The 25,268-nt window shown below is 71.1% G+C and carries 23 protein-coding genes and 1 tRNA gene; 11 read left to right on the top strand and 13 right to left on the bottom strand.

Going from position 1 to position 25,268, the window contains the following annotated elements; genetic code table 11:
- Positions 1 to 71: 71 nt before the first annotated feature.
- Both ACWGKQ_RS02095 and ACWGKQ_RS02090 read right to left on the bottom strand, forming a co-directional pair.
- Entirely contained in the window at positions 72 to 1,184 is a 1,113-nt protein-coding gene (locus tag ACWGKQ_RS02095; protein ID WP_453289918.1) for a sugar ABC transporter substrate-binding protein, read from the bottom strand.
- 69 nt (positions 1,185 to 1,253) lie between these two features.
- The gene (locus ACWGKQ_RS02090) at positions 1,254 to 1,745 is read right to left on the bottom strand and encodes a MarR family winged helix-turn-helix transcriptional regulator (RefSeq protein WP_453289917.1); all 492 of its coding nucleotides are present in this window, start codon (positions 1,743 to 1,745) and stop codon (positions 1,254 to 1,256) included.
- Positions 1,746 to 1,888: 143 nt separating this feature from the next.
- Here ACWGKQ_RS02090 and ACWGKQ_RS02085 point away from each other — a divergent pair, with 143 nt between their 5' ends.
- Positions 1,889 to 3,319 carry a pyridoxal phosphate-dependent decarboxylase family protein gene (locus ACWGKQ_RS02085; protein ID WP_453289916.1) on the top strand — a complete coding sequence of 477 codons (1,431 nt, stop codon included), beginning with the start codon at positions 1,889 to 1,891 and terminating at the stop codon, positions 3,317 to 3,319.
- 22 nt (positions 3,320 to 3,341) lie between these two features.
- Here the strand turns inward: ACWGKQ_RS02085 and ACWGKQ_RS02080 are convergent, their stop codons facing one another.
- On the bottom strand, positions 3,342 to 5,450 hold the full coding sequence (locus ACWGKQ_RS02080; RefSeq protein WP_453289915.1) for a SpoIIE family protein phosphatase: 2,109 nt from the start codon (positions 5,448 to 5,450) through the stop codon (positions 3,342 to 3,344).
- Between the two features lie 270 nt (positions 5,451 to 5,720).
- On the opposite strand from ACWGKQ_RS02080, the gene sigJ reads away from it, so the two are divergent.
- Together sigJ and ACWGKQ_RS02070 are read left to right on the top strand one after the other, a co-directional pair.
- Positions 5,721 to 6,665: an RNA polymerase sigma factor SigJ gene (sigJ, locus tag ACWGKQ_RS02075; protein WP_453289914.1), complete on the top strand. Its 945-nt coding sequence runs from the start codon at positions 5,721 to 5,723 to the stop codon at positions 6,663 to 6,665.
- A gap of 106 nt (positions 6,666 to 6,771) precedes the next feature.
- A complete protein-coding gene (locus ACWGKQ_RS02070) occupies positions 6,772 to 7,986 on the top strand; it encodes an NAD(P)/FAD-dependent oxidoreductase (RefSeq protein ID WP_453289913.1) in 1,215 nt (404 codons plus the stop codon).
- An 18-nt stretch (positions 7,987 to 8,004) separates the two neighbouring features.
- On the opposite strand, the gene ACWGKQ_RS02065 is transcribed toward ACWGKQ_RS02070, so the two are convergent.
- The 3 genes from ACWGKQ_RS02065 to ACWGKQ_RS02055 all read right to left on the bottom strand — a co-directional run bounded on the left by ACWGKQ_RS02065 (position 8,005) and on the right by ACWGKQ_RS02055 (position 9,874).
- On the bottom strand, positions 8,005 to 8,325 hold the full coding sequence (locus ACWGKQ_RS02065; RefSeq protein WP_453289912.1) for an antibiotic biosynthesis monooxygenase family protein: 321 nt from the start codon (positions 8,323 to 8,325) through the stop codon (positions 8,005 to 8,007).
- 164 nt (positions 8,326 to 8,489) lie between these two features.
- Complete coding sequence (locus tag ACWGKQ_RS02060) at positions 8,490 to 9,107, bottom strand: hypothetical protein (RefSeq protein WP_453289911.1); 618 nt, start codon at positions 9,105 to 9,107, stop codon at positions 8,490 to 8,492.
- An 89-nt stretch (positions 9,108 to 9,196) separates the two neighbouring features.
- Positions 9,197 to 9,874, bottom strand: coding sequence for a GNAT family N-acetyltransferase (locus ACWGKQ_RS02055; RefSeq protein WP_453289910.1), 678 nt, complete (start codon positions 9,872 to 9,874; stop codon positions 9,197 to 9,199).
- Between the two features lie 266 nt (positions 9,875 to 10,140).
- Between ACWGKQ_RS02055 and ACWGKQ_RS02050 the strand changes: the two genes are divergently transcribed.
- The 5 genes from ACWGKQ_RS02050 (at position 10,141) to ACWGKQ_RS02030 (ending at position 17,370) form a co-directional block, all read left to right on the top strand.
- Entirely contained in the window at positions 10,141 to 11,619 is a 1,479-nt protein-coding gene (locus tag ACWGKQ_RS02050) for a VCBS repeat-containing protein (RefSeq protein WP_453289909.1), read from the top strand.
- A gap of 233 nt (positions 11,620 to 11,852) precedes the next feature.
- Positions 11,853 to 13,370 (top strand): FG-GAP-like repeat-containing protein, encoded by a 1,518-nt coding sequence (locus ACWGKQ_RS02045; RefSeq protein WP_453289908.1) that lies wholly within the window; start codon positions 11,853 to 11,855, stop codon positions 13,368 to 13,370.
- Between the two features lie 66 nt (positions 13,371 to 13,436).
- On the top strand, positions 13,437 to 14,879 hold the full coding sequence (locus ACWGKQ_RS02040) for an FG-GAP-like repeat-containing protein (protein ID WP_453289907.1): 1,443 nt from the start codon (positions 13,437 to 13,439) through the stop codon (positions 14,877 to 14,879).
- A 2-nt stretch (positions 14,880 to 14,881) separates the two neighbouring features.
- Positions 14,882 to 16,309 carry an FG-GAP-like repeat-containing protein gene (locus ACWGKQ_RS02035; RefSeq protein ID WP_453289906.1) on the top strand — a complete coding sequence of 476 codons (1,428 nt, stop codon included), beginning with the start codon at positions 14,882 to 14,884 and terminating at the stop codon, positions 16,307 to 16,309.
- Between the two features lie 41 nt (positions 16,310 to 16,350).
- Positions 16,351 to 17,370 (top strand): Yip1 family protein, encoded by a 1,020-nt coding sequence (locus ACWGKQ_RS02030; protein ID WP_453289905.1) that lies wholly within the window; start codon positions 16,351 to 16,353, stop codon positions 17,368 to 17,370.
- A gap of 97 nt (positions 17,371 to 17,467) precedes the next feature.
- Here the strand turns inward: ACWGKQ_RS02030 and ACWGKQ_RS02025 are convergent, their stop codons facing one another.
- The 3 genes from ACWGKQ_RS02025 to ACWGKQ_RS02015 all read right to left on the bottom strand — a co-directional run bounded on the left by ACWGKQ_RS02025 (position 17,468) and on the right by ACWGKQ_RS02015 (position 18,823).
- Positions 17,468 to 17,974, bottom strand: a complete 507-nt coding sequence (locus ACWGKQ_RS02025) for a phosphoribosyltransferase (protein WP_453289904.1) — start codon at positions 17,972 to 17,974, stop codon at positions 17,468 to 17,470.
- Between the two features lie 10 nt (positions 17,975 to 17,984).
- Positions 17,985 to 18,560, bottom strand: a complete 576-nt coding sequence (dcd, locus tag ACWGKQ_RS02020) for a dCTP deaminase (protein WP_133023558.1) — start codon at positions 18,558 to 18,560, stop codon at positions 17,985 to 17,987.
- 104 nt (positions 18,561 to 18,664) lie between these two features.
- The gene (locus ACWGKQ_RS02015) at positions 18,665 to 18,823 is read right to left on the bottom strand and encodes a hypothetical protein (protein ID WP_362325943.1); all 159 of its coding nucleotides are present in this window, start codon (positions 18,821 to 18,823) and stop codon (positions 18,665 to 18,667) included.
- Positions 18,824 to 19,094: 271 nt separating this feature from the next.
- Between ACWGKQ_RS02015 and ACWGKQ_RS02010 the strand changes: the two genes are divergently transcribed.
- Positions 19,095 to 19,168 (top strand) — tRNA-Gly (locus ACWGKQ_RS02010).
- A gap of 284 nt (positions 19,169 to 19,452) precedes the next feature.
- On the opposite strand, the gene ACWGKQ_RS02005 is transcribed toward ACWGKQ_RS02010, so the two are convergent.
- From ACWGKQ_RS02005 to ACWGKQ_RS01990, 4 genes are all read right to left on the bottom strand, one after another.
- Positions 19,453 to 20,928: a hypothetical protein gene (locus ACWGKQ_RS02005; protein WP_453289903.1), complete on the bottom strand. Its 1,476-nt coding sequence runs from the start codon at positions 20,926 to 20,928 to the stop codon at positions 19,453 to 19,455.
- 298 nt (positions 20,929 to 21,226) lie between these two features.
- On the bottom strand, positions 21,227 to 22,378 hold the full coding sequence (locus ACWGKQ_RS02000) for a tyrosine-type recombinase/integrase (RefSeq protein ID WP_453289902.1): 1,152 nt from the start codon (positions 22,376 to 22,378) through the stop codon (positions 21,227 to 21,229).
- The gene (locus ACWGKQ_RS01995) at positions 22,378 to 22,590 is read right to left on the bottom strand and encodes a helix-turn-helix domain-containing protein (protein WP_037706735.1); all 213 of its coding nucleotides are present in this window, start codon (positions 22,588 to 22,590) and stop codon (positions 22,378 to 22,380) included. The genes ACWGKQ_RS02000 and ACWGKQ_RS01995 overlap by 1 nt, the downstream gene beginning before the upstream one ends.
- 129 nt (positions 22,591 to 22,719) lie before the next feature.
- Positions 22,720 to 22,977, bottom strand: a complete 258-nt coding sequence (locus ACWGKQ_RS01990; protein ID WP_453289901.1) for a helix-turn-helix domain-containing protein — start codon at positions 22,975 to 22,977, stop codon at positions 22,720 to 22,722.
- A 477-nt stretch (positions 22,978 to 23,454) separates the two neighbouring features.
- On the opposite strand from ACWGKQ_RS01990, the gene ACWGKQ_RS01985 reads away from it, so the two are divergent.
- Together ACWGKQ_RS01985 and ACWGKQ_RS01980 are read left to right on the top strand one after the other, a co-directional pair.
- Positions 23,455 to 24,309 (top strand): helix-turn-helix domain-containing protein, encoded by an 855-nt coding sequence (locus ACWGKQ_RS01985; protein ID WP_453289900.1) that lies wholly within the window; start codon positions 23,455 to 23,457, stop codon positions 24,307 to 24,309.
- A 7-nt stretch (positions 24,310 to 24,316) separates the two neighbouring features.
- A complete protein-coding gene (locus ACWGKQ_RS01980; RefSeq protein WP_453289899.1) occupies positions 24,317 to 25,003 on the top strand; it encodes a zinc finger domain-containing protein in 687 nt (228 codons plus the stop codon).
- Positions 25,004 to 25,268 lie beyond the last annotated feature (265 nt).

Here is a 25,268-nt window from a genome sequence, read left to right as displayed (position 1 = left end):
CCACCTCCTTCCCGGCGGGGGCGGGTTCATGTGGCTCATGCGCCTCATGCGCCTCATGCGCCTCATGCGCCTCATGCGCCTCGTGAGGTGAGTCCGGCCTTGGCGCAGGCGGACCGCAGCTTGGGGATACATATCTGGTCGATCGTGTAGATACCGTCCTTCACCACAGTGTCCTTGATCGTGCCGGTCGTCACCGAGTACGACGGCAGCAGCACCGAGGGGATGTCCTTGGTGGTCGCGCTGTCGACGGTGGTGGCCGCGACGGAACCGACCGGCTCACCGCGCCCCAGCGCGACGGCCATCTCGACGGTGGCGTCGGCCTCGTCCTGGTAGGACTTGTAGACGGTCATGTACTGCCGGCCCGCGACGATCCGCTGCACCGCCACGAGGTCGGCGTCCTGGCCGGTCACCGGGGGCGGTGGCCGGACCGCGCCGGCGTCGAGAGCGGCGATCGCGGCCCCGGCGAGGCTGTCGTTGGCGGCCAGGACGCCGTCGACGCGGTCCGCGCCGAGGGCGGAGACGGCGCCGGCCATCTCGGTGTAGGCGTTGTCCGGCCGCCAGCCGGGGGTGTCGTAGGACTTGCCGATCCGCACCTTGCCTTGCAGGACGGAGAGCGCGCCCCGTTTGAACCAGCCGGCGTTGGGGTCGGTCGCGGGGCCGTTCACCATGACGATCTGGCCGCCGTCCGCCTCCGCCCCCATGCCCTTCAGCAGCCCCTCGCCCTGCAGTCTGCCGACCTCCCCGCCGTCGAAGGTGACGTAACCGGAGATCGGGCCCAGGGCGAGCCGGTCGTAGGCGACGACCGGGATGCCGGCCCGGTGTGCGGCCTCCACCGAGGAGCGCAGCGACCTGGGGTCGATGGCGGAGAGGATCAGCACGTCCACGCCCCGGGTGATCATGGCGTCGAACTGCTGCTGCTGGACCTCCGGCTCGGGGGTGGCCACGACGGCCGGTGCCGGGCAGTGCGGGCAGAGCTGTTTCAGTTTCTGCTCGATGAGCGGCCGGTCGAACTGCCCGAACCGCGAGGCACCGCCGCCCGGCAGCAGCACACCGACACTGAGCCCCGCGTCCCGCCCGCCCCCGCCCCCGCTTCCGGCCCCGCCGCAGGCTCCGGTCAGCGTGAACCCGGCGCCGACGGCGACCGCGACGGCCACCTGGGCGAGGGACCTGCGCTTCCCACCCATGACCGGTTCCTCGGTGATTTGACCTGACTTACCCTTTATCGGGTGTCCGGTACCAGGCTAGTGAAGCCGTCACCCGGTGTCCTCGCGGAGTGCCCGGTCGATCGCGGCCAGCGCGCCGGTCAGCCGCGTGTAGTCGTCGGCCGTCAGCGGCCCGACGAAGAACTCCTCCACGACCCGGGCATGCACCGCGGCCGCGCCCAGGAGTGCCGTATGCCCCTCGGCGGTCGGCTCCACCAGGGCCACCCGCCGGTCCCCGGGGGAGGGCACCCGCCGGACCAGCCCGGCCTCCTCCATGCGGTCGATCAGGCGGGTGGTGCCGCTGCTGGTGAGCGTGAGGCCCTCGGCCAGCTGCCGCTGCGAGATCTCCTCGCCGGCCCTGCGGCAGAGCAGGATCAGCACCTCCAGCATGGTGTGGCTGATCCCGCACTCCCGGCGCAGTGCACCGTCGATGCGCTGCTCCAGGCGGGTGGCGGACGTGATCAGCAGCCCGAAGTCCCGGACGAGCGGACTGCTGGCGGCGCGGGCGGCGGCTTCGGCGTCGTGCTCGGGCGTGGAGTTCATCGCGACCGACCTTACTGCGACCGCACTTACTGCCTCCGCACTTACAGCCGAGGCAATCAGTGCTCACTCAATTGCTGATGAGATGATTGCTGAGTAGTCAATTAAATCGTACGGTGGGGGCACTGCGAGCGAGAGGAAGATCCGTGGATCTACAGCGCTGGCTCGGCCGAGCCACCGACGCGATACAGGAGTGGGCCGACACCTTCGGCCCCTACCGGCGCCACCCGTCCCTCGACGTCGCCGACGACCGCTTCGCGCCGGTCTTCGCGGAGTTCACGGACCGGCTCAGGGACAACTACCCCTTCTTCCACCCGCACTACGCGGGCCAGATGCTCAAGCCCCCGCACCCCGCCGCGGTGGTCGGCCACCTCACCGCGATGCTGATCAACCCCAACAACCACGCCCTGGACGGCGGCCCCGCCACGGCGAAGATGGAACGCGAGGCGGTCGCCCAGCTCGCCGCGATGTTCGGGTACGACTCCCTCCCCCACAGCCCTTCGGGCGTGGGCGGTACCCCCATTCGCTCCGACTACGCTCCGCTCGGCCACCTCACCACCAGCGGCACCATCGCCAACCTCGAAGCCCTCTTCGTCGCCCGCGAACTCCACCCCGGCCGGGGCATCGCGTACAGCGCCGACGCCCACTACACCCACGGCCGCATGTGCCACGTCCTCGGCATGACCGGTCACCCCGTCCGCACCGACGACCGGGGCCGGATGGACCTCGACGCGCTGGCGGACGTACTGCGGACCGGTGACGTGGGCACCGTCGTCGTCACCGCCGGCACCACCGGGCTCGGGGCCGTCGACCCCGTCCACGAGATCCTGCCGCTCGCCGCGCGGCACGGCGTCCGCGTGCACGTCGACGCGGCCTACGGCGGTTTCTTCACGCTGCTCGCCGGCGCCGCCGGCCCAGAGGGACTGCCGCCCGAGCCCTGGCGGGCCCTGGCAGGGACCGACTCGATCGTCGTCGACCCGCACAAGCACGGACTCCAGCCGTACGGCTGCGGAGCCGTCCTCTTCCGCGACCCCGACGTCGGCCGCTTCTACCTGCACGACTCGCCGTACACCTACTTCACCTCCGGCGAGCTCCACCTGGGCGAGATCAGCCTGGAGTGCTCCCGCGCCGGGGCCGCGGCGGCGGCGCTGTGGCTGACCTTCCGGCTGCTGCCGCCCACGCCCGAGGGCCTCGGCGAGGTGCTGGCGGCCGGGCGCCGGGCCGCCCTGCGCTGGGCGGACCTGATCGAGGCGTCGGACGCCCTGGAGCTCTACCAGCGCCCCGAACTGGACATCGTCACCTACTTCCCGGCCACCGAACCGGCCGCCCTCACCGCGGTCGACGCCGCCTCCGCCCGCGTCCTGGCCGACGGCATGGCCGCCGCCGACCCGGTCTTCCTCAGCACCCTCAAGGCCGACCGGGACGCCTTCGGCGCCCGCCACCCGAAGATCACCGCGGACGCGGACGGCGCCCGGATCCTGCGCAGCGTGCTCATGAAGCCGGAGTCGGAGGACCACGTCGAGTACCTGCACGACCGGGTGGAGCGGCTGGCCAGGGGGACGGCGCCCGCGGCCTGACGGCTGTCCCCCCGGCGGATGCTCACCGGCGCCCGGTCCGCAGCAGCAGTACCGCGAGGTCGTCGGTGTGGCCGCCGGCCGGCCAGGCCTGGTGGACGAGGCTGTCGATGAGGTGCTCCAGGTCGTCGATGTCGGCGTGCGCGAGGTGCTCGGCGAGGTCGGCGGTGGCCTGGTCGACGTCGGTCCCGGGGCGTTCGACGAGGCCGTCGGTGTAGAGGGCGAGGACGGCGCCGGCCGGGAGCGGGCCGCGGGTGACGGGGTAGCGGGCGCAGGCGTCGACGCCCAGCGGCGGTCCGGGGTCGAGGTAGAGGGGGTGGGCCCGGCCGGCGGCCGGCCGCAGCAGCGGCGGTACGTGGCCGGCGCCGGCCAGGGTCAGTTCCTGGCGGGCCAGGTCGAGGTGGACGTAGAGGCAGGTCACCAGGAGGTCGGGGGTCAGGTCGGTGAGCAGCCGGTTGGTGCGGGCGATGACCTGGTCGGGGGTGGCTCCGGCGGTGGCATGGGCGTGGATGGCGGTGCGGACCTGGCCCATCAGGGCGGCCGCGGCCATGCTGTGGCCCTCCACGTCGCCGATGACGGCGGCCGCGCAGGTGTCGTCCAGGCGCAGCAGGTCGTAGAAGTCGCCGCCGACGTCGATGCCGTGCCCGGCCGGCAGATAGCGGGCGGCGACGTCCAGGCCGGGCAGGGTGGGGAGGCTGCGCGGCAGGAGCGCCTGCTGGAGCTGGTGGACGAGGTGGTGCTGGGTGTCGTAGAGCCGGGCCCGGTCCAGGGCCTGGGCGAGCAGACCGGCCAGCGGGGTGAGGACGGCGCGTTCGTCGGGGGTGAAGGCGTGCGGGCGTTCGTAGGAGAGGACGCAGCAGCCCACCGCACGCCCCGAGATGACCAGCGGCAGGAAGGCCCAGGCCTGTTTCCCGCTGACCTGGGGTGCCCGGGGGTAGCTCCCGGTCAGCTCGGGCGGGCTGCCGAAGAACGCGGGGACGCCGCTCGCCATGACCTGGCCGACCGGGGTGTCGCCGGTGTCGAGGGGGAGGGCGTCGAGGCGTTCGACGTCGTCGGCGGCGTAGCCGTGCTGCCCGGCGATCCGCAGGCGGCCCGCCTCGGCGATGCTGAGCACGAGCCCCTGGGCGCCGAACGCCGGCAGGACCTGGTCCGCCATGAGCGCCACGAGGTCCCGGGTGGTCACCGTCTCGGTGAGCGCGGCCGACAGGTGGATCAGCTGGTAGAGCCGTCCGGGCGTGGTCGGCGCAGGTTCCGTGCGGCCGCTCGCGCCGGCCGCCGTCTCCGCCCCGGCGGTGATGCGGACGCTGATGCCGCTGGCGTCCGGGTGCAGGTGGAAGGCCAGCCACTGGTCCGGCGGGCGGAGCGCGCTGAAGGACACCGGTGCCCGGCTGACGACCGCCAGCCGGTACCGCTCCTCGTACCTCAGGTCGTCCAGCCAGGGCAGCGACTGCCAGGGCCGGGTGCCGAGCAACCGGTCGGCGTCCCGGCCGAGCAGCCGGGCCGCCGGGGCGGACATGAACGTGATCCTGCCCTCCAGGTCCAGGGCCAGGGCGCCGTCGGGGAGCCGGTCGAGGTAGTCGACGGCGGCCAGCGCGGTCTGGGCCGGGTGGCGCAGCGAGTCCACGGCCACGAGGCGCGGCCGGTCGGGGAGCGCGGGCGGCACCGGCGAGTCGTCCAGGAGCCGGGCCAGCCGTCGGGCGCTCGCGGTGATGTGGTGGCGTTCGCGGGTGGTCGCCCGGGGCGGGTGGTCGGCGGGCCACATCAGCACGACCCCGCCCCAGCGGCGGCGCTCCCCGCGCATCGGGGCCGCGGCGAGCGCGAAGGGGTACGGCAGGACGGTCGCCGCCCGCGGATAGCGGCGCGCCATCTCGTCCTGAGAGCCGATCCAGACCAGGCGGTCCTCGGCGATCGCGTCGGCCACCGGGACGGGGGCGGTCAGCGGCAGCCGCTGCCAGGGCGCGGTGAAGTCGACGGGCAGCCCGCACAGCGCCACCAGGCGCAGCAGCGCGGCCGGCTCCTCGATGAGATACAGGCCGCCGATCGCCGCCCCGGTCCGGCGCACCATGCCGGCCAGCGCCACGGCCAGGGCGTCGTCGACCGACAGGTCGTCCCAGGGCCGGGCACGGAGCCGCATGACGTTCGCCCTCCGGTCGTGTGCGCGCCGGGCGGCGTCCGCCGCACGAATCCTCTCCCGTTCCTCTCCCGTCCTCTCCCGGACCCACTCGGGCGCACCATGGTGACCCATATCACTCATTCACGACAATATGCGCATACCTGGTTACGGCAACAGCGGTCGTACGTGGCCTGGCCTGACGGACCGGCGACACCAACGCGCCCCGTAGCCCCCGACGCACCCGCACCCGCACCGGCTGCGGCGTTCGGCCGGCGGGCTAGGATCCGTGGCATGGCCCTGCCCATGACCGACGTGGAACTGTTCGAGGCGGCCAGGCCGCGCCTGGCGGCCATCGGCTACCGGCTCCTCGGTTCCGCGAGCGAGGCCGAGGACGCCGTGCAGGAGACGTATCTGCGCTGGCAGGCCGCCGACACCGGCCGTATCGAGGTCCCCGAGGCCTGGCTGACCAAGGTGCTCACCAACCTCTGCCTCAACCAGCTCACCTCGGCCCGCGCCCGGCGCGAGACCTACGTGGGCCAGTGGCTCCCCGAGCCGCTGCTCGCCGGCGACCCGATGCTCGGCCCCGCCGACACCGCGGAACGCCGGGAGTCGGTGTCGTACGCGGTCCTGGTCCTGCTGGAGCGCCTCACCCCGGCCGAGCGCGCGGTGTACGTGCTGCGGGAGGCCTTCGACTACCCGCACCGGGAGATCGCCCGGATCCTCGACCTCACCGAGGCCGCCAGCCAGCAGATCCTGCACCGGGCCCGGAAGCACGTCGCGGACGGCAGGGCCCGTACCGAGGTCGACGAGGCCGCCGCCCGGCGGATCATCGAGGAGTTCCTCGCGGCCGCCGCCGGCGGCCGGACCGAGCCGCTCGTCCTGCTGCTCACCGACGACGCCGTCGCGATCGGCGACGGCGGCGGGAAGGTCCCGGCCGCGGTCAGGGCGTTCGAGGGTGCCCTCGCGGTCGCGAAGTTCATGCGGGGCCTGTTCAAACAGGGCCCGGCCCAGCGTGCCCTGGCCGGCGGCTCCGTCGAGGTGTACGCCACGACCGCCAACGGCGGCCCGGCCCTGGTGGCGGTCGTCGGCGGCCGGGTCTTCGGCGTGATGTGCCTGGAGATCACCGCCGAGGGCATCGCCGCGTTCCGCAACCAACTCAACCCCGACAAGCTGGAGCGCGCGACCCGGCAGTGGGCGGCGACCGGGCACGGCGCCCCTCTGCTCCGCCTCTTCTGACCCACCCCTGGTGTGAGGTGCTTCACACCGCTCTCCTGTCAGGAAACGGCGGCCCGTCCGGTTCAGGGGGCGACCCGCTGAAGAGCTGGATGACAGGAGCAGGGACATGCAGCACCGCATCGTCGTCCTCGGCGCCGGATACGCCGGAGCCGTCGCCGCCGGCCGCCTCGCCCGGCGGCTGCGCCGCGAGGACGTCGCCATCACCCTCGTCAACGCCGAGCCCGACTTCGTCGAGCGCGTCCGGATGCATCAGCTCGCGACCGGCCAGGAGCTCAGGCCCCGGCCCTTCGCCGAGATGTTCGCGGGGACCGGCGTGAAGCTGAGGCTCGCGAGGGTCACCGCCGTGGACGTCGGCCGGAAGACGGTCACGACGGTCCCCGCCGCCGAGGAGGGCGTACCGGAGCAGGTGGAACTGGAGTACGACACCCTCGTGTACGCCCTCGGCAGCGACTGGCACGACCAGGGCGTCCCCGGTGCCGCCGAGCACGCCGACCAGATCGCGAGCCGCCCCGGAGCGCTGCGGCTGCGCGAGCGCCTCGCCGCGCTGGCCGCCGGAGCGCCCGTGGTCGTGGTCGGCGGCGGACTCACCGGTCTGGAGGCCGTGACCGAGATCGCCGAGGCCCGCCCGGACCTCGACGTCGCCCTCGCCGCCCGCGGCGCCCTCGGCGACTGGCTCTCGCCGAAGGGCCGCCGGCACCTGCGGAAGGTCGTCGACGGGCTCGGCGTCACCGTGCACGAGCACACCGCCGTCACCGCCGTGGCGCCCGGCGGGGTGACCACCGCCGAGGGCACGGCCATCCCGGCCGCCGTCACCCTGTGGACCACCGGCTTCGCCGTCCACCCGATCTCCCGGGCCACCGCCCTGGAGGTCACCGACGTCGGCCGGATCGTCGTCGACGGGACCATGCGCTCGGTCTCGCACCCGGACGTGTACGCCGTCGGAGACGCGGCCATGGCGACGGGCCCGGCCGGCAACCCGCTCCGCATGTCCTGCGCCTCGGGCCTCCCGATGGCCTGGCAGGCCGCCGACGCCATCGCGGCCCGCCTGACCGGCGGGAAGCTCCCGAACACCCCGCTGCGCTACTTCAACCAGTGCGTCTCGCTGGGCCGCCGGGAGGGCCTCATCCAGTACGTCACGGCCGACGACCGCGCCGTCCGGGCGGCCCTGACGGGCCGGACCGCCGCCCGCTACAAGGAACTGATCTGCAAGGGCGCGGCCTGGGCCGTCGCCCACCCGACGCTCGGCCTCCCGACCCGCCGCCGCGTCGTACCGCGACCGGCTCCGGCGGACACCCCGCTCCCGAGCACGACACCGGCCTGACCGCACACCCGCGGGGTGTCAGCCCTTCGGTCCGGCCGACTGCACCACCTCGAAGGACCACAGGGTCGAACCGGAAGCCGCCGGCTTCGGCCGCTCACCCTCGGCACCTCCCTGGTGCGCGGCCTTCATCGGCCCCTCCATCCACGCCTGGAAGGACTCCTCGTCCTTCCAGCGCGTGTACACCAGGTACTGGTCGGTCCCCTCGACCGGCCGCAGCAACTCGAACCACTCGAACCCGTCCGAGCCCTCCACGGCATGCGCCCGCGACGCGAACCGCTTCTCCAGCGTCTCCCGCTGCTCGGCCGGCACGGTCAGTACGTTGATCTTGACTACGCTCATGGACCCATCCTGCCGCAACGGTGATCAGGAGGGCGTGAGCGCTGCGGTTCGGTATGGCTCCAGGTGAGGCCTTGGACGGCCTCCCCCACTTTCTGCCCCGGGAAGCGCGGTCCCGCTGCCGAGCGCGTCCGTCATGCACCTGTTCGCGGCGCGTGGGTGAGGCTTCAGAAAGGGCGCTCGGCCGTGCCCAGGACGACGAGTTCGGTGCTGTCCAGCACCTCCGAGAGCGCCTGCGGAGCGCCGCGCATGTGGTAGTAGTCCCACTGCGCGCGGCGGATTGCCTGGTTCGGGTGGCTGAGCGCGTGCAGCACGTCCCAGTGCAGGGCCTGGGCCCAGACGTACCCCGGCTCGCCGTCGACGTCCTTGTCCTCTTCGTCGATCGGGGTGTCCGCGAGCGCGGAGGCCAGGCGGTGGATGTCCACGGGCCCGGCGGCGAAGTCCAGGAACGCAGCGGGGTTCGCGCCCACGGGTGCGTCGTCGGCGGCCTCATCGTCCCGTTCTGGCCAGGAGTCGTAGCGGTGGGCGCGAACTCCGTCACGCCAGACCTCCAACTCCAGCCGGTCACCGTCGTACTGGAAGGCGGCCAGTACCGGAGCACCCAGTTCGGCGCTGATCGGCCCGGCGAGCGTGAAGACGCTGTTCTCGTCGACGGACCGGTCCGGGTGGACGAGGCAGAATCCGGCCCCGGCGGAAGTCGCGAAGCCCGCCGCGCAGACCTCGCGTAGGACGGGGGCCGCCTGTTCGAGCGGTACGGGAATCAATATCGTGCCGTAAGTGGTCACGGCCTCACCTCCTGGGACGCGGTGACCCTAAGCGGCGGTGCTGCTGCGAAGCCAGTGAAATACGCCCACCTCAGTCCTGCCGCCGCAGGTCAGGAGCGCTCTCCGGCCCTTGCGTGAAGCTGCCGGCCGATGCCCAGGACGGGCAGGCATTCCGCGACGCCGGTCAGTTCGATGTCGTCCCGGCGGGCCCGTTCCCACGCGTCCCGGGTGAGCCGCCACTGCTGGATCCGCGCGGGTTCGCCGCGGCGGGTGTCCCAGTCCGTGCCGTTCGGCTCGTAGCCCAGGCCACGGGAGACGCGGTTGGACGCCTCGTTGTCGACGAAGGCGTCGCTGCCTGCTTCGCGTGCGCCAAGCCCCGCGAAGGCCAACTGCAGGACAGCCGCCCGCATTTCCTTGCCGAGTCCCTGTCCGCGGCTGCCGGGGGCCAGCCACGAGAAGCTGGACACCGTGCCGAACCGGGTGAAGTTCGTGCCGATGAGGTCCTGCATGCCGACCGGTTCGCCGTCGACGAGGACGGCGAAGTACAGCCGCCAGGAGTCCGGGCTCACGCGGGCGCGGCCGGCCCAGACGGCGCGCAGCCATTGCCATTCCCGTTCGGGGCTGTCGGCGTAGAACGAGATCGGGTCGTCGAACGGCCACGGCTCGGCGTCGGCGACCCCGGCCCGCACGAGCGGCACGAGACGTTCCAGCAGTTCGTCGGAGGCGCCGGCCAGCGTCAGGCGTGGCGTGCGGACCTCGACGTTCAGCGGAGGATAGGTGTGGGCCACGCCCGGACGGTAGCCAGCCTGTCCGGCCGCCGCATCCGGTTTTCTCCCGGCGCCGACGGCTGATCCCGAAACCGCTCGGGGGCCACGCGCCACGCAAGCGGACCGAACTCCCCGTGGGCCGCAGCCATCACAGCAGCCCCAAAGAATTCATCGAACTCATGTACAACCCTTACCTTCTGTCACGGGTCTCCTGATCGCTGGACATCAATGACTCCGGCCGTCCGCCGGGTGCGGGCGGCCCCCGCATGCCGCAGGAGACGACCCGCATGCACACGTTCCCGCGACTCGCCCTCGCGACGGCCACCGCTGCCGCGCTGACGGGCGGTCTGCTCACCTTCTCGGCGGCCTCGGCGTCCGCCGCGGACTCCGTCAAGGTCGCCCGCGCCGACTTCAACGGCGACGGCATCGGCGACATCGCCACCTCGGCCCCCACCGCCTACGTCAGCGGTCACAAGGGCGCCGGCCAGGTCATCGCCCTCTACGGCTCCACCACCGGTGTCACCACCGCCAAGCGCACCACCCTCAGCCAGAACAGCACCGGCGTCCCCGGCACCGCCGAGGCGGGCGACAGCTTCGGCGAGGCTCTGGCGTACGCCGACTTCAACGGCGACGGTTACGACGACCTCGCCGTCGGCTCACCGTCGGAGAAGGTCGGCACCGACACCGACGGCGGTACGGTCACCCTCCTGTGGGGCTCCGCGAGCGGCCTCACCGGCAAGGGCGTCGACATCAAGGACCCGTCGCCGAGCGGCCACGACTACTGGGGGCTGCAGCTCGCCGCCGGTGACTTCGACGGCGACGGCAAGGCGGACCTCGCCGTCGGCAGCTCCGCCGCCACCCTGTGGGTGTTCAAGGGCGGCTTCTCCGCCGGCGGCACGCCCGGCGGCCGGTACACCGTCAAGCCGCCGATCCAGTCCGGCACCAGCTCCTACCCGTACGGCCCGATGAAGCTCACCGCCGGTGACGTCAACGGCGACGGCCGTACCGACCTGATCGTCGACGGGTACGAGACGAAGACCAGCGACCACTGGAACACCAACTACTGGCTGCCGGGCAGCGCCACGGGCCTGACCGTCACCGGTGCCAAGGCGCTGAAGAGCGGCATCGTCACCGGAGTCGGCGACATCAACGGCGACGGCTACGGCGACATCGTCAGCGGCGCCTCCTGGGACGCCAGCAGTGACGGGACCGTCTTCCCGGACTCCGCCAACGGGGGCAGGGCGGCCATCACCTACGGCAGCGCCTCCGGCCCGGCCAAGGCGACCATGTTCAACCAGAACAGCAGCAACGTCCCCGGCACGTCCGAGAAGGGCGACAACTTCGGCTGGGAGATCGACCTCGGTGACATCAACGGCGACGGCTACACCGACCTGGTCGTCTCCGCCCCGTACGAGGACATCGGCAGCAACGCCAACACCGGCCAGGTGACCGTCCTCTACGGCTCGCAGACCGGGATCAACCTCGCCTCCGGAGCCCAGTCCTTCGCCCAGAGCACGGCCGGCGTCCCCGGCGACGACGAGAAGAACGACCTCTTCGGCGCCGACGTCAAGCTCGACGACGTCAACGGCGACGGCAAGGCCGACCTGATCGTCGGCTCGTACGAGAACGGCGGCGACGGCGCGGTCACCTACCTGCCCTCCAACGGCTCGAAGATCACCGCGACCGGTTCGCGGGCCCTCGCCGCGAGCAAGCTGGGCGTGTCCACGACCGGCCAGCCGCAGCTCGGCGCGATCTTCGCCGACTGACCCGCGGGTCGGGAGCGCTGCTCCCGACGGCGAACGGGCAGGCCCGTCGGTCGTCCGACCACGGGCCCGCCCGGTCCCCCGCCCGCCCGCGCAGTCCCGCGCCCGCGTGGTCCCGCTCCCGGCTGCTCCGGCTCCCGCACAGAAGTTCCGCCTGCCGTCGGCACTGCCTCCGCGTATCCGCACACCCGCGTACCTCCGGCACCCATGCCGCTGATCCCAGGAGTTCCCGCCTCGTGAACATCTCCGTGAACGGCTCCGTGAACATCTCCGTGAACGTCCTCGCGAACGGACACCACCGCCGCCGCCTCGCCCTCGCGACGGTCACCGCCGCCGCGCTGACCGGCGGTCTGCTGACCCTCTCGGCCCCGGTCGCATCCGCCGCCGCGGCGCACGCCTACAAGGCCGACTTCAACCACGACGGCTACGGCGACGTCGCCTTCGCCGCCCCCTACGCCAAGGTCGGCGGCAAGAACATGGCCGGGTACGTCGCCGTGGTCTACGGCAGCGCCTCCGGACTCAACCCCGCCAAGCGCACGATCGTCAGCCAGAACACCGCGGGTGTCCCCGGCACCGCCGAGACCGAGGACTTCTTCGGCCGGGCGCTCGCCGTGGCCGACTTCGACAAGGACGGCTACACCGACCTCGCCGTCGGCGCGCCCGGCGAGGACAACGGCTCGGACACCGAAGGCGGTTCGGTCACGATCCTGTGGGGTTCGGCGAGCGGCCTGAAGAACGGCACGACGGTCAAGGACCCCTCCGCCGCCAAGCACGAGGCCTGGGGCTCGGTACTGGCCGCCGGTGACTTCAACGGCGACGGCAGGGCCGACCTGGCGTCCGGCACGGCCGCGTCGTACGCCTACATCGTCAAGGGCGGCTTCACCAAGTCCGGCACCACCGGCGCCACGCAGAAGGTCCCCACGCCGGACAAGGCGGAGTTCGGCATCGACGCGCTCGCCGCCGGCGACACCAACGGCGACAAGAAGGCCGACCTCGTCCTCACCTACCGCACCGCGGCCACCTCGGACCCGTCGGGCAGCTGGTCCAAGGGCGCCGCCTACCTCGGCGCCTCGGGCGGCGTGGTCGCGACCCAGCCGCGCCCGCTGAACGGCGGCACCTCCCTCGCCCTGGGCGACATCAACGGCGACGGCTACGACGAGATCGCCATCGGCAACGTCTTCTCGAAGGACGACGACCACACCGGCACCCTCGGCGGCCAGGTCGTCGTCATCAGCGGCAGCAGAGGCGGCCCGGTCAACGGCGACGCCCCCATGGCCGAGCTCACCCAGTCCGCCACCGGCGTCCCCGGCACCGACAAGGCGGACGACGGCTTCGGCGGCGCCGTCTCCATCGGGGACACCAACGGCGACGGCTACGGCGACCTCGCCATCGGCGTCGTCTTCAAGGACATCGGCGCGGCCGAGGACACCGGTCTCGTCGTGCTGATGAACGGCTCGGCCGGCGGCGTCTCCCGGACCGGTGCCCGGACCATCTCCCAGAACACCGTCGGTGTCCCCGGCACCGCCGAGTCCATGGACTACTTCGGCTCGGACCTCGTCCTCTCGGACGTCACCAAGGACGGCAAGGCGGACCTGACCGTCGGGGCCTCCTTCGAGGACGAAGGTGTCGGCGCGGTCACCGCCCTGCGCGGCAGCGCCTCCGGCATCACCGCCACGGGCGCCAAGTCCTTCGGCCCGGGCACGTTCGGGCTCTCCCGCACGTACGGCGCGTTCGGCACGGGCCTCACCGGCTGACGCGCCCTCACCAAGGAGACGCATTCCTTGACGTCGCGTCACCTCACCACCTCACGGGGGAAATCCATGCCCAAGCGCACCACCCTGCTCCTCGCCACGGCCCTCACCACGGGCCTCCTCACCGCCCTGCCCGCGGCCACCGCCACCGCGGCCCCCTCGGGCCTGTCCGGCGACTTCAACGGCGACGGCTACCGCGACCTCGCGATCGCCGCACCCGTCGCGAAGGTCTCCGGCAAGTCCGGCGCCGGTTACGTGGCGGTCGTCTACGGCACGAAGAACGGCCTCGACACCACCAAGCGCCAGATCATCAGCCAGGCCACCACCGGCGTCCCCGGCAACCCGGCCTCCGGCGACTACTTCGGCGACCGGCTCACCACCGGCGACCTGGACGGCGACGGCTACACCGACCTGGTCGTCGGCGTGCACAGCGAGCGGATCGGCACCACCGACTCCTACGGCAACGTGACCGTCCTGTGGGGCGGCGCGAGCGGCCTCAAGGGCGCCAGCAACCTCTCCTCGCCGCTGCCGAGGTACCGCAACGAGCTCGGCTGGGCACTGGCGGCCGGCGACTTCGACGGCGACGGCCACACCGACCTGGCCGTCGGCAACAACTCCACGCCGTCCCTGAACATCTTCCGCGGCCCCTTCACCCGCAAGGGCAAGGCGGCCGCCCTGACCGGCATCGACACGGTCGCCCAGACCACGATCTACGCGGACAAGCTGATCGCGGGCGACGTCAACGCCGACGGCAAGACCGACCTGCTGGTCATGGGCCAGGAGGAGACGGCCTCCGGCGACTACCGCACCCGCAGCGTCCTCTACACCGGCTCCGCCACCGGCACCCTCAAGGTCGGCAAGAAGCTCGCGGGCGGCTACGACGCGGTCATCGCCGACGTGAACAAGGACGGCTACGGCGACATCGTCACCGGCAACTTCATGGAGAAGTCGGCCACCGAGCCGAACGGCGGCCTCGGCGGTGCGGTCACGGTGACGTACGGCGCGGCCGGCGGCCTCAGCAGTCGTACCCCCGTGCGGATCACCCAGGACACGGCGGGTGTGCCCGAGAAGGGCGAGAAGAACGACGGCTTCGGCTGGAGCCTGTCCGCCGGGGACGTGAACGGCGACGGGTACGCCGACATCGCCGTCGGCGCCTACAACGAGACGCTCGGCGCGAAGAAGCAGGCGGGCACGGTCACCGTGCTGCGCGGCTCGGCGTCCGGCCTGACCGGCAGTGGCGCCAAGCTGCTGTCCGAGGACACCACGGGCGTCCCCGGCACCGCCCAGTCCCAGGACTTCTTCGGCTCCGCCGTCCGCCTCACCGACGCCAACGGCGACGGCCGCGCCGAACTGGTCGCGAGCGCCTTCGGCGAGAGCCGCGGCGCCGGCGCCGTCTGGCTCTTCAAGTCCACCACCGCGGGCGTCCAGGCCGGCGGTTCGAAGACCTTCACCGGCACCACCCTGGGCGGCCCGTCGGGCACCGCCTACTTCGGCGACGTACTGGAAGGCTGATCATGCGCATCCGCACGGCGGCGACCCTCGCCGCCCTCCTGACCGCGGGCCTCGTCCCGCTGGCCGGCCCGGCCTCGGCCGCGCCCGCCAAGTACGCGGACGACTTCAACGGCGACGGCTACCACGACCTCGCCACCGCCGCCCCGGGCGCCACCGTCGGCGGTAGGACGGACGCCGGCGCGGTCGTCGTCAACTACGGCTCCAAGTCCGGGATCAAGGCGTCGAACCGCACGGTCGTCACCCAGAACTCGGCGGGCGTCCCCGGCACCGCCGAGAAGGGCGACGAGTTCGGCTCGGCGCTCGCCTTCGGCGACCTGAACCGGGACGGGTACGCCGACCTGGTCGTCGGGTCCCGGGGCGAGGACGGCAAGGCCGGTTCGGTGACGATCGTCTGGGGGAGCAGGAAGGGCCTGACCGGGGGCCGTATCGTCGCCGACCCGGCCCGTTCCTCCCACACCCGCTTCGGCATGTCCCTGGCGGTCGGCGACTTCACCGCGGACGGCCGGGCCGACCTGGCCGTCGGCAGCACTGGGGCCGACGTGCAGATCTTCCGGGGCGGCTTCACCAAGACCGCCGGGCCCGCCTCCCGCACCTGGGTGGTGCCCTCCACCCTGGCCACCGGCGACAGCTACGGCTCCCGGTCGCTGGCCGCCGGCGACATCAACGGCAACGGCGTCGACGACCTGGTGATCAGCGGCAGGATCCGGACGGGGGGCGGTGAGTGGGTCGACGGCAACCTGGTGTACCTGGGCGCGGACTCCCGGCCGAAGGCCCTGCGGATGCTGGTGGACGGCGGCAAGCAGCGGGCGGTCCTCGGTGACGTCAACGGGGACGGGTACGACGACGTCGTCACGTCCGACGTCCTCGTCTACGGCGACAAGGTCGGGCCCGGCCGGATCCTCGCCTACCTGGGCGGTGCGCACGGCGTGAGCCCCACTCCGCAGGCGTCGATCACCCAGAACAGCCCCGGTGTTCCGGGCGCCATCCGGGCGCCGGGCACCTACTCGTTCGGCGCCGCGCTCTCCGTCGGTGACGTCGACGGCGACGGCTACGCGGACGTGGCGGTCGGTACGCCCTACGAAGGCGTCACCACGGCCGCGCAGACCGGCACCGTCACGCTGCTGCGCGGTTCCGCCGCCGGACTGACGGGCCAGGGCGCGACCCGCTGGACCCAGAACACGCCCGGTGTCCCCGACCTCGACGAGACCGACGACTTCTGGGGCAGCGCCGTCCGCCTGGCCGACCTCGACGGCGACGGCCGGGCCGATCTGGCGGTCGGCGCCCGGCACGAGAACGGCGGACAGGGCGCGGTATGGACCCTGCCCGGCTCCGCCACGGGCCTGACGACGACCGGCGCGGTGTCCTTCCACGCGACGTCGGTGGGCGTGTCGGGTACGTCTGCGCAGCTGGGTTCCCTGTTCGGGCGGTGAGCGACAGCGATCGGCAGGGCCCTGAGGGTTCCCCTTAGGGGATGTCACAGCTCTGCCGCAATGGTGGGCTCGGGTGCCCGAGCCCACCACACGGATCGCCGGGACCAGGTACGTTCGAAGACGTGGCTGGATTCAGGAACGGACGCGGCGGCCGGGACGACCGTGCCCCGCAAGCGCGACCGCAACAACCCGTGTACGGGCAGCAGGCATCGCCCCAGAGCTTCGGCGGGCAGTCGGCGGGACCGTCGTACGGGTACCCGTCGGCCCCGCCGCCGCACCCGCAGCACGGCGGCGGGTCCGGCTGGCCGCAGGCGCAGGCGCGCGGCGGCCACCCGGGACAGGGCGGCGGCGACGGCCCGGAGTACTTCGGCGACGGCGGCGGTTACGGCGCCGGCGGCCCCGACCCGTACGCGGCGAACCAGCCGGGCCACACCCAGGCCTTCTCGGTCGACGAGGCCGGCGCCTACACGCAGGGCGCCACTTACCACGCGGGCTCGGCGGCACCGTCCGGCCCGATCGGCCCGCGGCTGCACTGGAAGGATCTGCTGCGGGGGATCGTCCTCGCCCCGAACCAGACGTTCCTCCAGATGCGGGACTACGCGATGTGGGCCCCCGCCCTCATCGTGACCTTCCTCTACGGCCTGCTCGCCGTGTTCGGCTTCGACGGCGCCCGCTCGGACGCCATAAACGCCACCCTCAGCAACGCGGTCCCGATCGTCCTGGTGACGGCGGTGGTGATGGTGATCGCGTCCTTCGTGCTGGGTGTGGTGACCCACACCCTGGCCCGCCAGCTGGGCGGCGACGGGGCCTGGCAGCCGACGGTGGGCCTGTCGATGCTGATCATGTCGATCACCGACGCCCCCCGGCTCCTCTTCGCCATGTTCTTCGGCGGCAACGCCGGCTTCGTCCAGCTCCTCGGCTGGGCCACCTGGGTCGCGGCGGGCGTCCTCCTCACCCTGATGGTCGGCAAGTCCCACGACCTGCCGTGGCCGAAGGCCCTGGGCGCGTCGGCGATCCAGCTGCTCGCCCTGCTGTCGATCGTGAAGCTGGGCACGTTCTAGCGTTCCGGGCGGCGTTCCGGGCGTTCCGGCTCGGCGCCGCCCACGAGAAGGGCCCCCGGCGATTCCGCCGGGGGCCCTTCTCCGCTTGCCGTGCGCCTCACGCGTCCAGGATCTGCCCGGCGCGCTTCACCACCGGCGGCAGGACACTCCACGGGAAGTTGATCCAGTCGTCCGTCCGCTTCCACACGTACTCGCACTTCACGAGGGAGTGGGACTTCTCGTAGATCACGGCGGACCGCACCTCGGCCACGTGGTCGAGGCAGAAGTCGCGGACGAGCTTGAGCGTCTTTCCGGTGTCGGCGACGTCGTCCGTGATGAGGACCTTCTTGGCGCTGAAGTCGATGACGTTGGGGACGGGAGCGAGCATGACGGGCATCTCCAGGGTGGTCCCGACCCCCGTGTAGAACTCGACGTTCACCAGATGCAGATTCTTGCAGTCGAGGGCGTAGGCGAGCCCGCCGGCGACGAACACACCGCCGCGGGCGATGGAGAGCACTATGTCCGGCTCGTACCCGTCGTCGGCGATGGTCTGCGCGAGCTCACGGACGGCGACGCCGAACCGCTCGTAGCTCAGGTTCTCCCGTACGGGACTGCCGCTGCTCATATCCGGCCCCTCACACCTGGGTCCGATGGAAATTGAGGTAGGAGCGGGAGGCGGTGGGTCCGCGCTGCCCCTGGTAACGGGAGCCGTAGCGCTCACTGCCGTAGGAGTGCTCGGCGGGGGAGGAGAGCCGGAACATGCACAGCTGCCCGATCTTCATGCCCGGCCACAGCTTGATGGGGAGGGTCGCGAGGTTGGACAGCTCAAGGGTCACGTGCCCGCTGAAGCCGGGGTCGATGAACCCGGCGGTGGAGTGCGTGACGAGCCCGAGCCGCCCGAGCGAGGACTTCCCCTCCAGCCTGGACGCGAGATCATCGGGCAGCGAGATGACCTCGTACGTCGAGGCGAGCACGAACTCACCGGGGTGGAGGATGAAGGGCTCGTCGCCCTCGGGCTCCACGAGCCGGGTGAGGTCCGGTTGCTCGACGGAGGGGTCGATGTGCGGGTACCGGTGGTTCTCGAACACCCGGAAGAAACGGTCCAGCCGCACGTCGATGCTCGACGGCTGCACCATGGATTCGTCGTAGGGATCGATCCGTACCCGCCCGGCGTCGATCTCGGCCCGGATGTCCTTGTCTGAGAGAAGCACGCCCCGAGGATACGCAAGGCGCGCGGACCCATGAAAACCGTGACGAGTCCACGCGCCCTTGTTACTGCTGTTCTCCTGCTTCCGCTACTGCTCTCTGCTGCTCTCTACTGCTTCTCAAGTGCGACCGGCACGACGCTGCGCAGCCGGGCGCACTTGGGACACCGCACGAGCCGACCGGGGCCGAGCCGCTCGGCCTGCTGCATCGGGAACGAAGCGGTGCTGAACACGTGCCCTTCGGCACAGCGGACGACGGTGCGTTCCATCAAGTCCCTTAAGTCCCTTCCCCAGGAGCCGCGTCGGGCTTACTGCCGTGACGACGGAAGGCCACATTACGGGATCAAAGGGACGGCTCTCCAGGCGGCACTCCGGCCTGCCGGGCCCCTCTCCCGTACCTCCACCGTACGCCCCAACTCCGTTCCCCCGCAGCCCGATCCCACCCCCTGAAACGCACACGGACCCCACGGTCTCAGCATCGGGGGTCCGTCATGAGGTACAGTAAGCGAGCGTTCGGACACCGAGCTGTCGGCGTCTTACGCGGGTGTAGTTTAATGGTAGAACATCAGCTTCCCAAGCTGAGAGTGCGAGTTCGATTCTCGTCACCCGCTCCAACACGAACCCCCAGGTCGATGACCCGGGGGTTGTTTGTTGTCTAGTCCAATTTGAAGGTTGCGTGCCCTCCGCGTGCCCTAAGTCGAAGTGAAGGGCCTAATTCGAGGGCCTCAGGGGGAAATCCGAACCTCGCACCGCCGGAACGTCTCAAATAATGAGATCCATTTTCGGTGACCTGGGTCACAGGTCCAGCAAATTTCATCTGGGTCGCATACGCAAAGCGACTTGCTGGACGGCAGGAAGCCGTTCGGCGTGAAGCGGTCGACAGCCAGCGGCCGGGCCCTCACGGCAACAGCAGCCGTTCGCCGAGATCGGCGTACCGATTCCACGGGTAGCTTTTCCAGCCTGCGTCCAGGATCGAGTTACGACCAAGGCTCTTGTCCGTAAGGACAGTGCTCAGGGCATACGTGGACTGGAGAGCGTCTGCTTGTCGTTCCAGCAGAAGTTGGCTCGCCGACGTCTCCTGCATGGTGACGAGGTTTTCGAGTTCCGAGGCGCTACAGACCGTGACACACGTGTCTGATTCCTGCCACCCCTCACGCTGGAAGGGGGCGTTGGCCGTGTGGAAGGGCTCCATGGTCACGACCAGGCCGTGCACGGGCCGGTCCGCGGGTATGTGGGTGAAGTTCGGGTGCCTGCTGCTGATTAGGGCTGCGGTGGTTTGTACCTGCTGGTGGGCGTGCTTGAGCTGGCGCAGGGCGGCGTTGGTTCTGTCCAGTACGCCGAGACGTAGCTCCTGGGCGGGTCGAGTTGACTTCACTTCGACGAGCAGGACGAGGTCGTCGAAGACGACGATCCAGTCAACGCTGCGTCGCTCATCGCGATAGATGACCTCGGAGTGCACTTCGGCATCGGGCAGCAGGCGAAGTTGGCGTCCAATGTATTGCTCGAAAAGGTCTCCGAGCTCCTGAGCGAAGGAGTTCCCGAAGTGCTCCACGCCCAGGTAGTAGAGGCCCAGTGGGCTGCCCTTAGGAGCGACCAAGTGGGTTGAGGGAGCGAGATAGCCGGGCCCGAAGCCGGACAGGAACGGGCGACCTCGCAACGGGTTGTACTCAAAACGGCGCAGGTGGGGGTCCCTGCTCAGCCTGCGCGCTTCGTTCTGGGCTCGGAACCCCTTCTGGTCAGTGACGAAGTGGCGCTCGGTGACCTCTCGGATGGTGTCCGCGGGGATGACGGAGCAGACCTTCGCCATCTGAGGCTGTTCGAGCCATGCCGGATCGAAGCGGCCCGCGTTGTGCTGCGCCGACACGTGCAGGAGCTGAGCGACGCCGACATATTCGGAAAGGGAGCAACCAAGGAGTTCTTCGTCCCAACCGTCGACAAGGCATGCGGGGGCACGGGCCGGAGACGTCTGATCAAACAGGGCCGCCGTGCGCGCCAGATCGCTGAACCCCGACTCCTGGAAGCTGAACTGTTCGCCCGAAACACGCAGCAGCCAGCCCGAGACGGACTCGAAACTGCCCTTGTCGCGGACCATGGGATCGGTGAGCGCTGCGTAGGCGGCAAGCATGCTCAGTAGGTCATTGTCGTCGCAGCTGCCGTCTCCACGGTATTCATTTCCGCAGGTGAGGCTGACGCGGGCGACATCGGCCAGGGCCCAGGGCGTGTACTTACGAAATGGGCTGCTCCACCAAGTCGCATCATGCCAGCGCGCCGAAGCCGCAGCGATCGCAGGCAACAGGGCGCTGGGACGCTGCTGCCTGACTCGCTGTACGTACTCGTGATCCGAGACCAATCGGTCATAGAGGAATGCAGCCACATACCAAGGGTGGCCGATCAAGTGCGGCTTTGTCGCAGGGGTTTCGCGGTACCCAGGTCGTATAGCCCGCCGCGGGCCGTGGGTGTCCGCATCTAAATACGCGCCCCTACGACCGCAAGGCACTGCTCGCCATCACCGCGGGCAGGTTCGCTGCCCAACTGACCAGTTCTGCACGAGGCTGCCAGTTCGGTCGCACCGGGGATGGCGCAGGCCAGGCCGGTACACCCTGTGCTACATAGGCTTTCGCCGCGCTGCTTGCCGTACGGATCCGACTGGGATCCGTACGGCCCACGCATGGTCACGCCTCTTCGGCAGGCCGACGCTCGGTGCCTGGCTCCCTCAACTGTTGCCGCACCTCGGCGTCAATGCCCCGGGCAAGCTTCCGCTGGTGCTTCGCCGTCGAGTGCTGATAGATCAGCTGAGCCCGCTCCGAGGACTGCCCGGCGCGGACCATGAGGTCCTTCAACTTAGCGCCGGTGTCGGCGGCGAGGGTGTTGCCGGTGTGGCGGAGGTCGTAGAAGCGGAAGTTCTCCGGCATGCCGACCTTGGTACGCGCCTTGCGCCACTTCCGACCGAAGGTCGAGCGGCGGAAGGGGGCACCCTTTTCGCCGACGAACAGGAGGCCGTCCACCTCCTTCTCCGCGAACCACTGCATGTGACGTCGCAGTTCCGGGAGCATGAAGTCCGGCAGGTAGACCGTGCGCTTCCCCGCCTTGGTCTTGGGGTCGCCGGTGACGCGCTTGCCGTTGGTCAGCTCCGGAGAAGCCTGCGTGACGCGCAGGGAGCATGCGGCGAGATCGATACTGCGCCGGCGCAGTTCGGCCAGCTCCTCCGGGCGGAGGGAGGCGAAGGCGCCGAGCAGCACCATCAGGCGCCAGCGTGGGCCCATGGCATCGGCGAGGTCGAAGACCTGCTCGATGGTCGCGGTGGGGCGTTCGTCGGCCTCCTCCTTGCCGGCGCCCTTGATGCGGCACGGGTTGCTGCGCAGGAGGTCGTCGTCGACCGCCGTCTGGAGGATGGCCTTCAGCAGGCGGTACGACTTGGCGACCGTCGTGGCGCCGGTCGCCTTCAGGCGCTCGGCACGCCACGTGCGGACGGATGGCGGGGTGATCTCGTCCAGGTCCTTGCCGCCGAAGGTCGGCAGGATGTGCAGGCGCAGCAGCCCGTCGTAGCGGTCGAGCGTGGTGGGGGCCAGACCGCGCTCCTCCTTCCAACGGAGCGCGTACTTCTCGAAGTTGACCGCGCCCGCGTCCGGGTCGCGCCACACGTCGCGCTCGATGTCGGCGCGGGTGAGGTTGAGCCACTCCTGGGCGTCGGACTTGGTCTCGAACGTCTCCGGTGCGGTGTGCCGCTGCCCGTCGGGGCCGATATAGCGGGCCTGCCATCGACCGGAGGGGAGCTTGCGGGTCGTGCCGAACTCGCGCCGCCGCTGCGGCTTGCGTCCCGCCATCAGGCGGCCTTCCCGTAGCGGGTACGGACACGGCGGACCGGCTCGACGGTGCGCGCCTCGACGTACTCGGCGATCGCGCTCTCGGGGACGCGGACCGGGCGGCCGAGCTTCACGTAGCGGATGCGGCGCTCGGCGATCAGACGGCGGACGAAGCGCTCGCCCGTGCCGAGCATTTCGCCGGCCTCGGCGACGGTCAGGAGGCGGTCAGCCATTCACGATCACCTCCGTCGCGGAGGGGCGCTTCGGGCAGGCGGGAGCCGGGGGTATTGCGGGCAGGCGCAAGGGCGGTGGGTCCTCACTCGGGTGCGGGATGGGGCGAGTTGCGGCGCGACGAAGGCGGTTCAGACTGCGGGGCGGCCGGGCAACAGTGCGGGTGCCGGGACGTGAAGGGCCTCGGCGATCGCGACGAGGTCGTCGACGTCACATCGGCGCTGGGCGCGCTCGATGCGGGACAACATGGTGTTGGACATCGGGTGGCCGAGGGCTGTCACGCGGTCGGCCAACTGCCTTTGTGACAGGCCGCGTTCGGCGCGGAGGATTTCGATGGCACGGGCCGCCTGCATTCCTGCCGGCCCGATTTCCAATGAGCGTGGGGGCATGGCTCCAATTGAAAGGCTCAATCGCCGGTTTTGGTAACCGGCGATCGTCGGCTATGTTGCGCTCGCGTCGTACGCCGGGGAGAGGTTTCCGGGGGTCTGGATGGGGGCGCGGACGGATGCGTCGATCGATGCTGTGACGTTCGGTGTTGTGTTGTAGCTTGCCCGTCGGCGGCGCGTCAACGGCTTGCCGATGTGATGCTTCTGCCTTGGCCTGACGGTCCGTTATTTCGGCAGCGGCCGATTCGCGTTTATAATTTTGGGGATGCCTAGCTCGCAGTAAGCGTTCGCCGTCAGCTGTCTGAATTTCTCGGCGGAATGCTGGACTTGAGCGGCATGGATGTGGCTGTCTTGGCTATACGACGCCACCAGCCCTCCCCCGCGCCGTCGGCCGGGGCGGTGGGCCAACCCCCTCCCTGTGCACCGCCCGACAAGGGCCGACTGCACCTCCATGCACCGACCCCCAGGAGCCGCCGCCCGATGAGCTATGACGCCCGCGAATGGGTGTGGGACCACAGCCGCAGCAAGGGCACCGCCCGCATGGTCCTCGCTCTGATCGCCGACCGGTGCCGCGACGAGCACTGCGTGGCCTACGCGTCCGTGCCCACCCTCATGAAGCGCGCCAACGCCTCGCGTACCGCCGTACGCGACGCACTCGCCAAGCTGATCGCCGACGGCGAGCTGGTGCAGCTCCCCGACCGCAAGGGACCCAGGGGAGAGACGTACTACCGCCTCCCCATCGCCGCCCGGTTCCTCGCCGATGAGCCTCGGGAGGGGGACCGGAATCCGGCATCCCAACAGGGTCGGAATCCGGCCCTCGGGGGGTCGGAATCCGACCCTGCCGAGCCCTTCGAGGGGGGATCGGAATCCGGCCCCGGGGAACAGAATCCGACCCCCAGGGGGTACGGATTCCGACCTGAGGGGGGTGCGGATTCCGACCCCCAGAACAGAAGAGAACCGAAGGTGAACGGTAGTAAGAGCAGCAGCAGCTCTGTCCCACTCATCTCCGCCACCGAGTGGCAGATCGACGACAGCGCCCACGCCTGGCTCCAGCACGACGGGCATCTCGACCGGCTCGGCGAGCACGGCCTGCGTACCGCCGACGTGAAGTGGCGCACCTTCCGGAGCTCGTGGGATCCCCGCAGCGCCCACGCGTGGGCCGCCGACTGGCGTGCGTGGATCGCCCGGGAACGCACCCCCGCCCCCGGTCGCCCGACCCTCTACGCCCTGCCCGGTGGCCCACCCGCCCCCACCTCGACCACCGGCATGACGCGCACCGAGGCGCACACGGCCGCCCTGCTCGCCGCCCTCGACGAACCCACCGGAACGGAGTAACCCGCCTTTGGACCGACGCGAAGTCGCCGCCGTCCTCGCCTACATCGGACGCCTCGATCCCCGCACCATCCCCGCCGGCACGGGCGATGCCCGTGACCAGATCGCGCAGTGGCAGGAGCTGCTTCACGACGTGCCCTTCGCCACCGATCACGGCTGGGACGTCCGCGAGGCGATACGGGCCCACGTCCTGGCCTCCCCGTACCCGATCCTCCCGGTGGACGTCGCCCGCAAGTGGCGCGCCTACCGCCGCGACCGCCTGGACCGGCACACCGATCCCACCCCGGCCGCCGATCCGGACAACCCCGCCGCCTGGCGCACCGAACTCCTCGGCACACGCCACGCCGTCGCCACCGGCATGGCCGCGCCCTCCTCGCACCGACAGCTCACCGGCGGCCCGCACTCAGGCATCGATGCCCCCCTCGCCACCGCCGGATCGTCCATCCCGCCGGCCGTCCGCGCGGCACTCGCCCCCTACCGGCCCGCGCGTGCCGCCCGCGAGGCCGCCGTCGCCGCCGGACAGCCCGACGCTCTCAGCGTCCCGTGCCGGTGGTGCCACGCCGACAAGGGCGAGCCCTGCCGCAGCCGGCGCCTCGGGCTCGACGGCCACGCCCGGGGCAACGCACCCCGCACGAGGCCGCACCCCACCCGCGTGGACCTCGCCGTGGCGAAGCTGGCCCGGCAGGAAGCCTCGTGACCGACGGCTGTCGTATCGGCGCCGGCGCCTAACCGACGGCCCCTCCGGCGCACCCGAATCCCACCCTCACCGCCCGTCGGCAGCACCAATGCCATACCCGGACGGCTTCCTCGGAGACCTCACCTCATGCCCGCCTACGCCCACCCTGGAGATATCTGACTTGCCCTCCCCCACCCCGATAGCTCCGGCATCCACCCCCAGCACCGACAGCCACCGCTCGCCCTTCGCCCGGCTCCGAACTCTCTACCGGCGCCGCGCCGACGCA

Source organism: Streptomyces sp. NPDC054770, from assembly GCF_053611985.1.
Note: the sequence above shows the minus strand (reverse complement) of the source record. Positions and strands in the feature narration are given on the sequence as shown.